Source organism: Borrelia parkeri, from assembly GCF_023035815.1.
Taxonomy (GTDB): Bacteria; Spirochaetota; Spirochaetia; order Borreliales; family Borreliaceae; genus Borrelia; species Borrelia parkeri.
In genome coordinates this window covers 18,730-33,571 of record NZ_CP073172.1, presented here as the reverse complement: position 1 = coordinate 33,571, position 14,842 = coordinate 18,730, and the positions used below count along the sequence as shown (strand labels likewise).

Here is a 14,842-nt window from a genome sequence, read left to right as displayed (position 1 = left end):
TAGTTTAGTTTTTAATAGTATAAAATAGATAACTAAAACCTATCTTAAAAATCTATTCTACACACAATTTTTCAGCTTTTATTTCTATGCTCATAACACACTTGTTTAATCAATTCAAATACTTTCTCTTCAGGATCTCTTTCAACAGCAGGTCCAGGCACAGGAGGATTTAAAAACATAAAATAATTATCAAAAACATCGGCAAGTCTTTTTTCTATTCTATAATGCTCTTTTGCATCTATATTAAGATTTTCATCTCTACCTCTACATTAGGTGAATTATCTTTACCATATTTAATATGCTTAAGTAATTCTTTAACTTTTCCCTTATCGTTCAGTTTCAACAAAAACATTTTAATATATTCTTCTATTTTAGATACATCTCCTTTTAAATGGATATCAAAATTAGCTGAAACACCTTTGGGTAATTCATTTTTTAATACACTAACAACAAAAAAAGTTAATATACCGGTCTCTTCTTTATTAAGTCCAAGATTATCTCTCCAATCTGATTTTAAATTAACATTAACTGGTTTTTGCAAGAAATCATCTTTATTATTTTTATTATTATAATCTTTAAATAAATCACAACTTACAAAACAAATCACACAAAATATAAATACAACTCTATACATAAAATCCAAAACTAACTTACTCTTTATAAAGATATCTCATTATTACTGTTTTTCAATATACAATAAAAGGAAACTTTGTTTATTATGTAATATTAAGTTTATCTTTTAACCTCTTTAATGCCTTATCATCCAATTTGAGTTTACTAATATTCAATGCACCAGAAATAGCTATTATCTCTTCATAAGACAACCTACACCCTTTTAAGATATGATTCTTAAAACTTTTAGTAGCAATAGGCACAATTTTTTCAATAACATCAATCAATATCCTGGCATATTCACGCATCTCTTTTGATGAATTTTCCCTAACCTCTTTCGATTCATTGAACGCCAACCTTATTTTGATAAAATGAAAAAGATTATTTAAATCAATCTGCCAATACCATTCAGTATACAAGCTTAACGGTAAAGCTATTCTAGACACTTCTTTTGAAACATTACACTCTATCATATTTTGATATAGTTTGTAACAAAAACTTTGACTTTCCTTTAAATCGCTTAACACATCTTTTGCAAAATTAGATTCAGTTTGCTTACTCTCAACATTTTGAATCTTTATATCCTCTTCTAAAGGAAGATAAAACTCTTCTCTCAGCAAACTATATGAACCAGACACTTCATTAATCCTTGCTGTTCTATGTCTCATCCATTGTCTTGCAACAAATATAGGGGCCTTAACATAAAATGTAAAAACAACTTGTTCAAATGGACTTGTATGCTCATTTCTCACTAAATAATCTATAAGTTCATCATCTTCTCTCCTAATACTTTCACCTCGATATGAAATTCTTGCTGCTTGCACTATTCTCTCGTCACTACCCATATAATCAACAAGCTTGATAAAGCCCTTATCTAAAACCTTATATTCCTTATTTAATAAATCATCTTTTTCAATATCAGTATTCAAAAGCAATTACTCCCACCAAAGCTTTAAAATAATTTACCAGTTATTCAATTTGCATTATTATATCAAAACATTTGATACCTTTCAAAAACACTTTGGAATAATAATACTCACACTTGTTAAGACATTTAAGCAGTACAAACTCATAGTCAAATCTTAAAGGTAATTAGTTTGTAAAAACTTATTTAAATAAAATTAATAAGAGTTCCTTTATAAGGAACTCTTATTGAAAATACTAATCTTATAAAAGATTTAAATCTTTACCATCTCTATCTTGAAAGATTCTCTAGAACAGACTTTGCCTCATTAATGAGTTCCTCTATCTCTTTCTTTATTCCTATTGCTTCTCCTATATTAGAAGAAGAGGATTCTAATAAACTTAAAACATTTTCTGCATCACTTCGTGCCTTTTGAGCTAAAGAATCGCTATTCCATCTTCTTGATGAGTAACTTCTACGTTTATTATTTCTTAATCTTTCAATAATAGCTTCTCTTAAAGTTTTTTGCGCTTCTTCAAAAAAATATTTTGCAGAACTTCTTTTATTAAGTCCTGCATCAATTTGGGTCATAAACATATCAAGCTGATTCCTTTCTTCATTGAACCTATTTTGTAATTTAATGAGCTTCTGTCTATTTGTTTTATCCTTTATAAGATTACTACTCCTTATTTTATTTTTAAGTTCTGAAAGAATACCATAAAAACTAGATTCTAATCGCTCATATTCACTTTTGAGTTTAAGTGCATCCTCAATTAATTGAGAAAATCCAGAATCTTCAATAACACGCTCTATATTTTTAACTGCATTATCTACTTCTTTTTCGGACTCAGTACTTGGTATTAGGTCTCCTTCTTTTATCTCTATTTCTTCTTGGACATAGTATGGATAAAATTGCTCAGACACCTCAAATCCCGCATTAACAGGCTTTACTCCCATATCTTGTTTTATTTCTACACCCTCTTCAAAAGCATCTATAACAACTTCTTTTTGTTCCTGATTTTCTTGTTTATGGTTTAAACCTTTATTATCTTTGCTTTCATCTAAAAATTTTTCCCTTACTTCATTTAATAAATCATTAAGGGCATTGATATCACATGATAACAAACATAATAATGTTAATATACATACTGATAAAATACTTCTCTTCATATCTCCCTCCTGGGATATTAGATTATTTAATTATTAAATCTCGATATTGAAATACAATAATTACTGGTAAGTGTACACCCTTTTATTTTAAATAACAAAAATAAATTTCATAAAACCCCGGTTATTTTATTCTGTAATAATTAAAATCTATTTAAAATTATTTTAATAAAGTAAAATTAATTACTTACTAATCAAAACTAATCTTAGAATACTTACTTCCACCTAAGTAGCATAGGAGTGAATAAAAGTTACTCTCTTATCTTTAGTACAAATATTTAATACATCACCAAAATGTAAAGAAGGAAAACAATTCTTATAAAAAGAAAAGTTTTCCTTAAATGACTTTATTTAGTAGATTATTTAATTAGATAATTTATTTAGCAGCAGCAGGTTGAGTAGTCGTACTAGCTTCAGTTGATTCAGTAGTAGTCTCAGAGTACTGTATTCCCTTAACAGCTTTTCCTACTTTATCTAGTTCGCTTGCTACTGTTTTCCTAATTATTAAGTCAAGTATTCCCAGTACCTTATTTACAGCAGTTACAGCAGCAGCTTTAACTGCACCATCTTCATTAGCAGCAGCACTAAATTTACCACCCTTAGTCATAGCTTTAAGAGCAACAGCAGCTGCTAAGTCTGCATTTGTTTTAGCACCAGTATTAGCTTGAACATCAATTTTAGTCGCTAGAGTTCCAGCTTCATTATCATTGCCTGCAGCAAGTGCAGCATTAGTTTTAGCATCTTTAATCTTATCAATCATTGCCCACGGATCAGCTTTAGACACTTCTTCAGCTAGATTAGGACCAGAGTTAGCAGCTGCAGCAGCACCAGACTTTGCAAGAGTTGCTCCTGCCTTATCATCACCAGCAACTACCTGAGCACCAGCATCTCCAGAACTGATTTCTACTTCAGATTTCTTTGCTACTTCAATAATTGCATTCACACTTTTAATTATAGTGTCAACTCCATCCTTATCAGCAGCAACTGCAGCACCAGCATTATTAGCATCACCAATATTAGTATCGCCAGCTTCCTTAGCAACCCCAGCAAGTTTAGTTAAAGCAGCAATTAGTTGCTCAAAGACATCACTAGCACTGTTAATTGCACCCTTAACAGCTTCAATTGTGCTACCATTAGCATTTTTTGCTTCAGATATTTCACCTGATAACTCTTTTAACTTATTCTTAGTAATTGTAAGTCCATCACCTATAGTCTTAAAGTGTTCACCAACTTTACTTCTCTTATCACCCGATTTAACTGCTGTAAGTCCCAAAGCATCACCAATAGCATTACCAAAAAAGCCAAAAATCTCGTAAAACCCATGACCTATTTTGATAAATGAACCAAAGAAAGAAATTTTAAATTAAGAAGCCAATTTAATTTCTTAAAGTTAATTACAACAATATAGAAGGCATCTTAGATATCGATCTAAGATGCCTTCTAATCTTATTTTAAAGTAATGAATCTATCTTATTACTGACCTGCTGTTTTCGGAGCCCTTGCTTCATCTATTTTTTCTTTTGCTGTTTTAAGAACATTCTTTACTGTCTTTTTAACTATATCTTCTACCGCTACTAATAGTTTATTTACTGATGTTATTCCTACTGCTTGTACTGTTATTTTATCATTGGCATCATTATTTGCAGCTAATTTACCTCCTTTAACCAAGGAACGTAATGCTATTCCTCCACTCACGGCACTTGCCAGCGCCGCACCTTTTGCTATATTCCCTACAGTACCTCCTACTGCAAATTCCAATGGAGTTGTATCTGCAGTTGCATCAGCTCCGATTTTCACAGCCTTATCTTCTGTTGAATTAATTATTGAAGCTAATATTTCTTCTCCACTCACTGCGGATACTATTGCTGCCGCTTTATCTCCTACTGTTGATCCTGCATTAGCATTTTCAGCTAAAACCTTGGCTCCATTTTCTGGAGAAGCTACTCCTATTGATGCTTGCGACAATGTTAACCTACTTCCTTTTAATTCTTCAACACCTGCTTCCACAGCTGAATTTACAATCCCTTTCAATGCTTCAAATACTATCTTTAATTCATCTGCACTTGCTGATACTCCTTTTTGGGTATCGCTTCCTACCTCACCTACTTTACTAATATCTCCTATTCTCTCTAAAGAAACTATATATCTTTTTAATTTTTCAAACATTTGCTTAGCTTTTTCAATCGCTTTATCTAATTCTGATTCATTTGCTTCTTTTTCTGATTGTTTATCAGACTGATCAGTTTGACCTGAAATTGCTGACAATTCCCCTACAGCTTTCTCTATTCCTTCTGCTAATTTCTTATAATAGTTCCCTACGTCATTTTTAGTTGTATCTTTAGTTACTCTTAAGCCTAATGTATCTGAGAGTAACTCTAAAAATGAATAAAAGGCATTTTCAGCACTTTTACCTACTTCCATTAGCACTGCACTTAAACTTCGCCCACCTGTAGCTGCCTCGCCATCCTTACCTACTTGTGGTTGTTGACCACTGCCACAGCTAAGAAGTAAAAATAAAGTAATAAGTATAATAAAAATAAAAGGAAAACGATTCTCATGAAGAGAAGAGTTTTCCTCAAATGACTTTATTTAGTTATGTTTATTGTTATTAAATTCTAACTAGTTCTTCTTAATTTCAGAGATTGTATTATCAGTAGTTACAGGAGTATCGGTAGAATTAAATTTCATAGCATCTTTAACAGTCTTAAGTCCCACATCAATTGTTTCTCTTATAGCAATAGTTAAAGTATCTAATGCCTTAATTACTGCACTGATAGCTGCACCTTTAACCGCGGGAGCATACTCAGCAGCTTCAGCACTAGGACCAGCAAATTTACCATTCTTAGCCATAGCTGTTAATGCAATAGCACCTGCAATAGTTCCATCTTTAGCCTTAGCCTTAGCAGCATCTCCGGCGTTATCGTTAGCAAATAATTTACCTGCTTCACCATTACCATTAGCAGTTCTTGCGCTAAGATCCTCGGCTTTTTTATCAGTACCAGCATCAGCATTTCCTTTATCTTTAAGAACCACGTCTACTATATCTTTAATTCCCTTTACTAGTTTATCAACTTCAGTCCCAGCAACACCAGCAGCATTATTAGTACCAACATTACCAAGTAACTCATCACCTGTAGTACCAACAGCCTCACTAGCAGTCTTAGCCCCCTGGATTATTTTATCAAGAGTATTAGTAATTAGAGCTTTTACAGCAATACCTGTAGCCTCTGCATTAGGATTATTATCAGATTTCATATCAGAAACAATTTTCTCAAGGGATGTCTTAGTAGATGAAAGAGTATCATGTACTTTCTTAAAGTAGTTCCCAACATCAGACTTTTTAGTATTAGTATTAAACCCTAAAACCCCTCCAACTATATCAGAAAAGGAAGTAAAAACATTTAAGAAGTCATTACCTAAACTAATAAGAGATTTTAAGAATCTACTCTGAGGATCCTCAGTCTTAGTACTGCCACTCCCACAACTCAGAAGTAAAAATAAGCAATCTAAGTTCTTATTAAGTGATAAAACAAGGTAAAATCAAAACATAAATATAAGTCTAAAATTGATAAGTAATCATAAGAAATCTAAGAAGAATAATAGTAAAGCAAGTAGATAGAGAATAAAGAAACAAAATAAGCTAAGAGAAGCAAACTCCTAGCTTATTATTTATAGACTTTATTTTATAAGAAAATAACGATTGATTAAAAAGTAATCATATAATAACTAATTAACTTGTTTACTCTTAGTTAGATTGAGCAGGAGTTGAAAGCGCATTAATTGCAGCTGTTACTGCAGCTTCAGCAGCAGTTAACAAAGCATCAATTGCTGTGTTGAGTTTTTTAAGTTCTGCAACTCCTTTGGTTCCATCTGGCTTATTAGTTTTATCTATAGCTTCTTTTGCATGTTCATCAGTAACAGCGCCATCTGCCTTACCAAGATCAGAATGCTCAGTTTCCAACTTTTTTATGAATGCATCATTATCGGTCTTAACAGCAGTAACCTTTTGTTTCAATTCATCAGAGATTCCATTTGTTTGTTCCAATACTCCCAATTTAGTTTTTACAGCTGATATTACACTATGTGCACCAGCAAGCAATGATCCATTTTTACCACCATTATCATCTTGAAGACCATCTGCTTGAATTTTCTTTTTAATAGCCTTAGCGAGGTCATCAATGGACTTAACTAAGGTATGAATTTCTGTAACACTCTTAGCAAAAGCAACAGCCTCTGTTATTTTTGAACTTACTGACTTTAAATCAATAAGAGTGCCATCAGATTTAGCCGCTTGCCCATCTTTAGGAGAAGAAGCTGAATTATTACAAGACATAAGTAAAAATAAAGTCATTAATAACGCACAAAAAGTAATTCTTTTCATTATCACGTGCCTCCTTATTAACCTAAAATTTTATTTCAAAAATTCGGTTTTTCAATTTTTTTTGTAAAAAAAATTGAAAAAAACAAAAACATTATCAATATCTAAATAAATTACGATTTAAAACAAAGCCTAAAATCTACACAAAACTTTACGTTAAAACTAATCCCTTCATTTCTTGATAAAGATTAGGATTTTATCTTTTTTTCCTCAAAACCTTTCTCCAAGAAAAAAACACAGATAGTTTCATCAAAAAAAATGAGAACATCCATAAAACCCCAAATTAACTGAAAATACAAACCATGCTTTCAAAGAAAGAAAGAGTTTACAAATCAAACTCAAAACAAAACGTTGATATTACTATTAATAAATGAATAGACAAATTTAATAATATTGCAAATTAAAAAAATTTTCTCTATGAACAGATTAAACACAGTCACAACTTTACCAAAGTTTCATTAAATTTTAATTTAAAATTTATTATCTTGTTTTTCAAATTTATTAAAGTATAATGTTAAACACTAAATTATGAAATAACTGCTATTTACAAAAATCGTAAATAGCAAACAATATACCATACAGTATTAAAAGGGGGAAATGTGTTATCTTCTTTCAAAGACCTAAAATTAACAAAAGTTTTATTAATTTTTTTACTTACAGCGTGTTCTTCCTTGCAAGTCGAACATGACAAAATTAATCAAACAATAAGAATATATCAATATTTAAGCAAAAACTTAGAACTAAAAGGTGTAGTTGACTATCAAAACAACACAACACAAATATTTTTGTATACTAAACTAAGAAACTATAGCATAATCAAACAAACTCCATTAACACTACCAGACGGCACCAAAATAGAAGGTAAAACAAGCTATGAATACGATAATAAATCTTCATTTGGAAAATGGGTCAACACCTCCTCTTTCAGCTTAAATAAGACTATACTAGAGAAAGTTCTCAATGAAGACGAATATGTATATAACAAAGAAGATATTAAAATCCAAGTCGGTTTAGAAACGTTGCAAGTCAATAAAGCCAAAATTAGAGATTTTCTATTAAAATTAAACGCAACTGAAAAGCAATATACCCAAAAACGACATCCTGACAAAGAAAATACTCAAAAATAATAATCAAAGCTTTAAAACTAACGTTAAGAGATATATCGTTAATTTTAAAGCTCTTTTATTATCCTTATCAATTAATAAAATTTTATATAAATATATAAAAAATACTTACAAAAAAGTGACATTAAAAGAAAGATTAATGTAAAATTAAACACCATATATGAAAACTGAAATGAAAACTGAAATAAAATAACAAATTATATAAAAATCTATATATTTATAGAATAGATAAATTAAGATAAAATGACAAAGGCTACCTACTGTAGCCAACCTATTATTCTAATCAAACAATAAGAGTGAGACTTTAAATCTCAGTCTATAGAATAATTATAAACTATTTTATCTTTTTGTAAAGTCTTTTTCAAAAGTTTTTATGCTATTTTTTAAAAAATTATCAAAAACTTTATATTTTACTAAGACAATATAAATATCTAATTAAAACACAGTTGGATTTACTGTACTTTCAGACTATTATATTTCTCATGCATCTTATTAAAAAAATCTTTCTCATTTTTATATATTTCTTTAAGCAAAAAACTAGCAAATTTTGTGTTGGATTTATAAAAATAGAAACTCTCTTCATCATCTAGTTGAAACCTTAAAGGTTTTAAAGGGTTGACATTATTTTCACTAATGACATTATTATTTTCCAATACTTTAATTGCATAATCTACACCTTTACTTAAAATTAAATCATAATCAATTTTACCACTATCAATTCCTATAACTAGCTTAATATATCTATATATGGAAGTTTTTGCTATTTTATAGCTCTTGATAAAAGCTGTAAAACTTTTATATCCATCAAGAGCATAGTATTTACTTTCATTAATTTCTTTCAAAATTCTAGCTGTTTCTATTTTATTATAGGATTCTTCTTTTATTAAAATCTTAAGCTTCTCTTTTAATTCTAAATATCTCTCTTCTCTTGTCTTGTTTAAAGACTTGAAATTACACGTTTCTAAATCAATTCTTTTAACTATCTCTATTTTTCTACTCTTACTCATCGTATACCTCATTAAACCTGTTCCATTTGGAACTAATAGTTCCAAATGGAACTAATCATTAATTATTAATCCTACTTAAAAAGTTTTCTAATATTTCTTTATAAGCTTTGTAGTAGTCTTCATTTGGATTAAAATCAACTCTGTGAAAAATAGTTTTTCTCAAATTATCTCGCTTTGGAACACTTCCTAAAAAAGTTTCTTTATACTCACTCTCAATAAATTCTTTTAATTCTTTATCTATGGTCTGCCTTTCAATCAGGTTCGTTACTAAATAAAACGTTGGCAATTCACTTCTAAATATATCCCTCAATCTGTTAGTTATTAAATCTACACTCTCAATTGCCCACTGATCGGTTGGTAAAGGGATGATAAGATAATCAGTGATTATTAAACTATTATTTAGTAAACTTCCTAAAGTCGGAGCTGTATCCATAATGATAAAATTATACCTGTCTTGTATATAACTTAAAAATATTTTAAGTAGACTTTCCTTCAAAGATATACTCTCTTCATTAAACTGACTCAAAGTCAAGTGACTTGCTATAAAATCAAGATTTTCATTAATCTTTACAACTGAATTTTCGATATCCAATTCTTTTTTTAACACTCTGTATATATTAACTTTTTTTATATCTATATTTTGACTCTTTATAAGATTAATATAAAAACTCGTACCACTGGCTTGTGGATCTAGATCAATTAATAGTGTTTTGTATCTTTTACTTGAAAGAATATTACTAAAAAACAAAGCAGTTGTACTTTTCCCGACACCTCCCTTAATTGAGGCTATGGTAATTATTTTTGGTTTTCTTTTATCCATCTTAATATTCCTTTGTCTTCAAGATATTCTTTTCCATAAAATTGGTAGACCTCTCTTTCCAATCTTAAAGTTCTATCTAACAAAGAATTGTAAAACATCCTTTCCTTATTTTTTGCTTTCAACAGTGTATGCAAACTTCTCAGATAACAAAAAACACTTCCCTTTTTAAATCTAAATTCAATGTAATAAATTTTTATTATTCTGGATGTCTTTTTTACTTCATTTTCCTTGTAATTTATAATAAATGGTTTTGGTAACTTTGTAAATCCATAGTAAATTCCTATAAATTTATCTCCTTGCCTCATATGAAATAAATGAAGACTTTCATATTTATTAGGATCGAAAACATTTCTAAAACATAACCAAAATTTACCTTTATTTGGTCTTGCTTCGAAATTATTTATCATACTGAAAATTTTTGTATGATACATTTTTTTATAGTTTTTTTCTTCTATCTTTTTAAAAAAATTTTTACGCTCATGCTCCAATTCTGACTTTCTTGCCATCAATTTCGCTTTTAACTCATGTATTGCCTTTTCCACTTTTTTCATATTTCCCTAATTAGAAACCAGTAATCCTTTTTTCATAATTTCCGTTATCAATTCGCTGGTCTTCACTATTTCATTCGGATTATCTATATAATTCATCTTTGGTTTTATTTTTTTTTCTAGATCTTGATATAATTTTTGTGCTTTGGTTTTATTTTTGTCTTTAAATTCTCCTATCATCATGTTGAAATCCGTATTTATATTTCTTTTTGACATAAACCATATTTTATCTTTCTTTTTTCTGAGTATGGTTTTAAAGAAACTTACTGCATCATTTTCATTATATTCTCTTAATTCTTCCATGAAGTCCTTTAGGTTCCATAGTGTATTTTTATAGCTTATCTGTGTTTTTACAATGTTTCTTATTTCATTTAGGTCTTCACTTTTTATTTTCACAAACTTTTGTAGTATGATTTTCTCTAATTTTTTCTCTTTGGTTTTGATGTATTGCAAATCAGAATTCTTATATTTATTATATTTACTTTTTATATAACTTAAAAGATGTGAAAATATCTGATGTGAAATTTTGAATTGTTGATTTTGTTCTTTCAATTTGTCTTTTTTAATAGCATTATCTCTTGCGTGATCTATGTTTTTTTTCCTTTTAATGAAATAAGCTTTGCTTATTGCTTTATTAGCTATTTTTTCAAGAGTTTTGTTGATTATATAGTAAGTGAAACTACCATTGTTTTTTCCAAGTGGGTTGAAGTCGATTTTTAATAGACCAATTTCTTCAAAGTTTTTAATATCGCTTTGTATAGTCCTTTTTGTTACTGTTTTAAATCCTTTTTTTTCTAAAATTGAATTTACCATCATTACAACATTTCTTAAAGAATACCTTCTCTTATTTGTGAAATAATTATGTTGCAACTTTTGAATTACCCAAAACACCTTTAATCTTCGATCTACTACTTTGTTAAATGGCATCTTACTGATCTTTTCTTGTCTCATTTTAAACTCCTATCGTTTGATCTTTATATTTAAAACGTTAGTGATATTTTAATTAAATGTTGGGGAAAAGTAAAGTCTTTAGATAATATATTCATATCTTAAATTTATTTTATATTGTTTTATTTTGATAATAGTAAAATTATGTTGTTCTTATTTATAAATTGTTTGATATATTATTAAATAGATATTCAGATATTCAGATATTCAGATATTCAGATATTCAGATATTCAGATATTCAGATATTCAGATATTCAGATATTCAGATATTCAGATATTCAGATATTCTTTGTTAATAATAGGTAGGTTTTATCACGAGGGTTTTTTGGAAATAGCTTATAAAAATTTTTTACTTTTCATTTTCATCTTTTGTTCTTGCAATTTTGATACTGCATCAAGATTTTTCCTTCCTTTAGAAGAATCAATAAAATTGGAAATTGCAGGTTATGAATATTTGGGTGGTAATAAATTTAAAACACGAGTTCATTCTAAAGAGTATTTTGATTCTGTTAAGGATATTAATGGTTACTCTTATTACTTTATATTGGATAAAGATATGCAAAATATTGAGATGCAGATAATTTTGTATTCAAAAGTTGCAGGTTTATTGGATTATAAATTTGGGTTTATTTTTGATTTTGGATTTAAGTTTGATTTTTTTAATGCTATTCCTCCCAATTCATTTGAGTTTCAAGTTAAAAAAATATTTAAGAGAGAAATTGTATTAAATAGTGAGCTTGATATAGCTAATGATAGCCAATTTTCTACTTATACTTTTAGTTTAGAGCATATAAAGAAAATTAACCGTGAATTTGAGATTAGAAATCATAAGGATGATATTAATTCAAGTACAAGTGAACTTATGTATTTTGTGGGAAGTTCCAAGTATTCTACTTTAAGAGAGGCATATATTGTTCTCTATTACTATGTTTTTAGGGCTATTGAGAGATTTATGTGATAATAGGAGTTTTATTGGTAATTTTTTGTTATTATCACTTTTATTTAAGTATATGTTTAATAAATTGTTTTTGTTTTATAAGTTGATAGTAGTTTAAGTAGATGTTCTTATTATTTTTTCTTGCTATAATTTGTTTAGTATGTCTTTGAAAGTTAATATAAAAAAAGAGCTTGAGTTTTTTAGAAAAAACTTGGAAGCAATGTATGTTAAGTATTTGAAATATGAGATTTCATATTATAAATTAAATAAAAGTCTGAGTACTCTTGCTGAGAAACATAGAAGTATTCTCTTAAGGAAGGATAAGTTTACTAATCTTTCAATCATATTGAATCTTTCTAAAACCCGTAAAATAATAAAGGAATATATCAATCTTTCAGTGATTGAGGAGATAAGACAAAAAAATAAGCTTTTGTTTTTTTGGATTCCTAAAAAAGTAAAGGCACTATCTAATATCGATATAAAAGATTTATGTAAAATTGAGGAGTTGATGGTTTCTAATAATATTTTAGGTAAAAAGGTTTATTTTGAGTCTTTCCTAAGTTTGTTTAAAAGTCCTGAATGGTTAAATAATTATTCCCATCATTATAAGATTTCAAAAATTAATAGTTATAGAAGAGAGCAGATATCGGTTAAGATAAACTTAAAAACTTATATTGAGATAATAAATATTTTGTTGTCTCAAAAAAGGGATATCAGATTAAAGTTTTATGGAGTATTAATGGCAACCGGACGGCGTCCTGTTGAAATAATGAAAATATCTAAATTTTATGTTGAAGATAGTGAACATATTTTCATGAAGCATATTGCAAAGAAGAAAGAGCATAATTTAATTCATGAAATTGTTTTTCCCACTTTTGCTGATTCTAAATTGATTATTGATTCAATAGAAGAGATAAGATATATGGAGAGGACAGAAAAACTTTCGAAAGAAATTATATCTTCAAATCTTGCTTATAGTTATAATAGACTATTTCGTAAGATCTTTGAAAATATATTTGAACCTGAAGAGTCAGTTTATTTTTGTCGAAGGCTTTATAGTAGGTTTTCTTACCTTGCATTTGCTCCAAAAAATATGGAGCTCAATTTGTGGATAACCACGGTTTTAGGACATGAGCATGATGATATAATAACTGCTTTTCATTACAATCGTTATATTTTGGAGAACTTAGATGATAATGCTGATATTGATCTGCTTAAATTGATAAAAAGACGGATATACACGTATGTTAGGAGAAAGACTACATATTCTGTTGTTACTATGCAAAAATTAAATGTTTTGATAGAAGAGTGTGGTGTTATGGATGAAAATTATGTCAAGACTTTGCATGTAATTAAAGAGCTGATGATCGAAGATGGTTTAGATAAATTGGAAATGCTAAGGGGCCTTAATGTTAAAATTCGTAAATCTTTCAAGCAAAAATATGGTTATAATTATAATTACGCAAAACTTGGTGAGTATTTAGCCTTGATTTTTGAATATGATGTTTAGGTATATTGTAAAAAAGTTAATTTTGTTTTGATGTTTAATATTTATTTTTACTGACTAATTTAGAGTTTTTTTTAAATATTTTGATTTGTAATATATTTGTTAATTGTATGGATACAGGATTTCTTTATTTTTTTAAGAAGACATTAAGTGTCGATGGTAATAGAATGATTTATATTTCCTATCTTTATGATAGTTTGGTTTCAATTCAACCGATGCAAGATTGGTTGAAAATTGATTTTAGAGACTCTAAGAGAGGTAAGAAATATTTTTTCCTTTTTAAAAGAAGTAAATTAAATGGAGAATTTATTTCTTGTAATTTTTTAAGGACAGAAACTAACTATGGGCTTGATATTAAATTTTCGGATGGCAATCTAAATATTTTTTGTAAGGATAAAAAGTCATTAGATTTTTTGAAGTTCAGAGTTGAACGTTTTTTTCAATCTAGTTCAAAGTCCCTTAATTTTGCAAATAAGGGTGGAACTAAAGCAAAAATTGGTAAGATGAAAGTAATTAAGGGTAAGATTAATAAAACTGTTAGTAGTAGGAACAAAAATTCTTGAAATCAAAGGGATATCTTTCGTCTAAGATTTTTTTTTCTATGTTTTCAATTTTTGAGTACCCGTTGCCTTTTTTTAAGGTTTTTTCAAATAATTCAATTTGTTCTTTATTGTCAAAAAAAGCTACTATTTCAACTTTTCCATCATCTAGGTTCTTAACAAATCCTTTGATTGCTATTTTAGTTGCGGTTTGTTCTGTAAAGAACCTAAATCCTACACCTTGTACTTTTCCAGAAATGAGGTATTGGTATTTGTGCATATCTTTATCCTTTTTTATAAAATATAAGAGGAGCTATTTTAAAATGAAACCCCTCTTATTGCTAGTTTAT

Annotated in this window: 15 protein-coding genes and 1 pseudogene; 4 read left to right on the top strand and 12 right to left on the bottom strand. The window is 28.5% G+C overall.

Annotation, left to right across the window (positions count from 1 at the left end):
• Positions 1–238: 238 nt before the first annotated feature.
• From bpSLO_RS07175 to bpSLO_RS07145, 7 genes and pseudogenes are all read right to left on the bottom strand, one after another.
• Entirely contained in the window at positions 239–607 is a 369-nt protein-coding gene (locus bpSLO_RS07175) for a hypothetical protein (RefSeq protein ID WP_246990172.1), read from the bottom strand.
• Between the two features lie 109 nt (positions 608–716).
• Entirely contained in the window at positions 717–1,541 is an 825-nt protein-coding gene (gene thyX, locus bpSLO_RS07170; protein ID WP_246990143.1) for an FAD-dependent thymidylate synthase, read from the bottom strand.
• 266 nt (positions 1,542–1,807) lie between these two features.
• Positions 1,808–2,686 (bottom strand): P12 family lipoprotein, encoded by an 879-nt coding sequence (locus bpSLO_RS07165; protein ID WP_246990126.1) that lies wholly within the window; start codon positions 2,684–2,686, stop codon positions 1,808–1,810.
• 373 nt (positions 2,687–3,059) lie between these two features.
• Positions 3,060–4,043 (bottom strand): annotated as a pseudogene (locus tag bpSLO_RS07160) (variable large family protein); the annotation flags it as partial.
• Between the two features lie 113 nt (positions 4,044–4,156).
• Positions 4,157–5,221 (bottom strand): variable large family protein, encoded by a 1,065-nt coding sequence (locus bpSLO_RS07155; RefSeq protein ID WP_041178827.1) that lies wholly within the window; start codon positions 5,219–5,221, stop codon positions 4,157–4,159.
• Between the two features lie 81 nt (positions 5,222–5,302).
• A complete protein-coding gene (locus bpSLO_RS07150; protein WP_246990144.1) occupies positions 5,303–6,172 on the bottom strand; it encodes a variable large family protein in 870 nt (289 codons plus the stop codon).
• A gap of 256 nt (positions 6,173–6,428) precedes the next feature.
• Positions 6,429–7,064, bottom strand: coding sequence for a Vsp/OspC family lipoprotein (locus bpSLO_RS07145; protein ID WP_348648864.1), 636 nt, complete (start codon positions 7,062–7,064; stop codon positions 6,429–6,431).
• 596 nt (positions 7,065–7,660) lie between these two features.
• Here bpSLO_RS07145 and bpSLO_RS07140 point away from each other — a divergent pair.
• A complete protein-coding gene (locus bpSLO_RS07140; RefSeq protein WP_246990171.1) occupies positions 7,661–8,188 on the top strand; it encodes an oligopeptide permease-like protein in 528 nt (175 codons plus the stop codon).
• Positions 8,189–8,637: 449 nt separating this feature from the next.
• Here the strand turns inward: bpSLO_RS07140 and bpSLO_RS07135 are convergent, their stop codons facing one another.
• Genes bpSLO_RS07135 through bpSLO_RS07120 form a run of 4 tightly spaced genes read right to left on the bottom strand, consistent with a single transcriptional unit; the run spans position 8,638 to position 11,511 of the window.
• Positions 8,638–9,192 (bottom strand): chromosome replication/partitioning protein, encoded by a 555-nt coding sequence (locus tag bpSLO_RS07135; protein ID WP_246990170.1) that lies wholly within the window; start codon positions 9,190–9,192, stop codon positions 8,638–8,640.
• A gap of 58 nt (positions 9,193–9,250) precedes the next feature.
• Complete coding sequence (locus tag bpSLO_RS07130; RefSeq protein WP_246990169.1) at positions 9,251–10,012, bottom strand: ParA family protein; 762 nt, start codon at positions 10,010–10,012, stop codon at positions 9,251–9,253.
• Positions 9,988–10,563, bottom strand: a complete 576-nt coding sequence (locus bpSLO_RS07125) for a DUF226 domain-containing protein (protein WP_246990168.1) — start codon at positions 10,561–10,563, stop codon at positions 9,988–9,990. Before bpSLO_RS07125 ends, bpSLO_RS07130 begins: the two co-directional genes overlap by 25 nt.
• A 6-nt stretch (positions 10,564–10,569) precedes the next feature.
• A complete protein-coding gene (locus bpSLO_RS07120) occupies positions 10,570–11,511 on the bottom strand; it encodes a plasmid maintenance protein (protein ID WP_246990167.1) in 942 nt (313 codons plus the stop codon).
• Between the two features lie 161 nt (positions 11,512–11,672).
• On the opposite strand from bpSLO_RS07120, the gene bpSLO_RS07115 reads away from it, so the two are divergent.
• The 3 genes from bpSLO_RS07115 (at position 11,673) to bpSLO_RS07105 (ending at position 14,516) form a co-directional block, all read left to right on the top strand.
• A complete protein-coding gene (locus bpSLO_RS07115) occupies positions 11,673–12,467 on the top strand; it encodes a hypothetical protein (protein WP_246990166.1) in 795 nt (264 codons plus the stop codon).
• A gap of 139 nt (positions 12,468–12,606) precedes the next feature.
• Complete coding sequence (locus bpSLO_RS07110; protein ID WP_246990165.1) at positions 12,607–13,956, top strand: protelomerase family protein; 1,350 nt, start codon at positions 12,607–12,609, stop codon at positions 13,954–13,956.
• A 107-nt stretch (positions 13,957–14,063) separates the two neighbouring features.
• Complete coding sequence (locus bpSLO_RS07105; RefSeq protein ID WP_246990164.1) at positions 14,064–14,516, top strand: hypothetical protein; 453 nt, start codon at positions 14,064–14,066, stop codon at positions 14,514–14,516.
• Here bpSLO_RS07105 and bpSLO_RS07100 read toward each other — a convergent pair.
• Positions 14,491–14,772, bottom strand: a complete 282-nt coding sequence (locus tag bpSLO_RS07100) for an acylphosphatase (RefSeq protein WP_246990163.1) — start codon at positions 14,770–14,772, stop codon at positions 14,491–14,493. The genes bpSLO_RS07105 and bpSLO_RS07100 overlap by 26 nt on opposite strands.
• Positions 14,773–14,842: the final 70 nt, after the last annotated feature.

Coding starts and splice junctions, on each gene's coding strand:
- bpSLO_RS07120 (WP_246990167.1), bottom strand. CDS start 11,511: ATGAGACAAGAAAAGATCAGTAAGATGCCATTTAACAAAGTAGTAGAT.
- bpSLO_RS07125 (WP_246990168.1), bottom strand. CDS start 10,563: ATGAAAAAAGTGGAAAAGGCAATACATGAGTTAAAAGCGAAATTGATG.
- bpSLO_RS07165 (WP_246990126.1), bottom strand. CDS start 2,686: ATGAAGAGAAGTATTTTATCAGTATGTATATTAACATTATTATGTTTG.
- bpSLO_RS07135 (WP_246990170.1), bottom strand. CDS start 9,192: ATGAGTAAGAGTAGAAAAATAGAGATAGTTAAAAGAATTGATTTAGAA.
- bpSLO_RS07130 (WP_246990169.1), bottom strand. CDS start 10,012: ATGGATAAAAGAAAACCAAAAATAATTACCATAGCCTCAATTAAGGGA.
- bpSLO_RS07105 (WP_246990164.1), top strand. CDS start 14,064: ATGGATACAGGATTTCTTTATTTTTTTAAGAAGACATTAAGTGTCGAT.
- bpSLO_RS07100 (WP_246990163.1), bottom strand. CDS start 14,772: ATGCACAAATACCAATACCTCATTTCTGGAAAAGTACAAGGTGTAGGA.
- bpSLO_RS07110 (WP_246990165.1), top strand. CDS start 12,607: ATGTCTTTGAAAGTTAATATAAAAAAAGAGCTTGAGTTTTTTAGAAAA.
- bpSLO_RS07145 (WP_348648864.1), bottom strand. CDS start 7,064: ATGAAAAGAATTACTTTTTGTGCGTTATTAATGACTTTATTTTTACTT.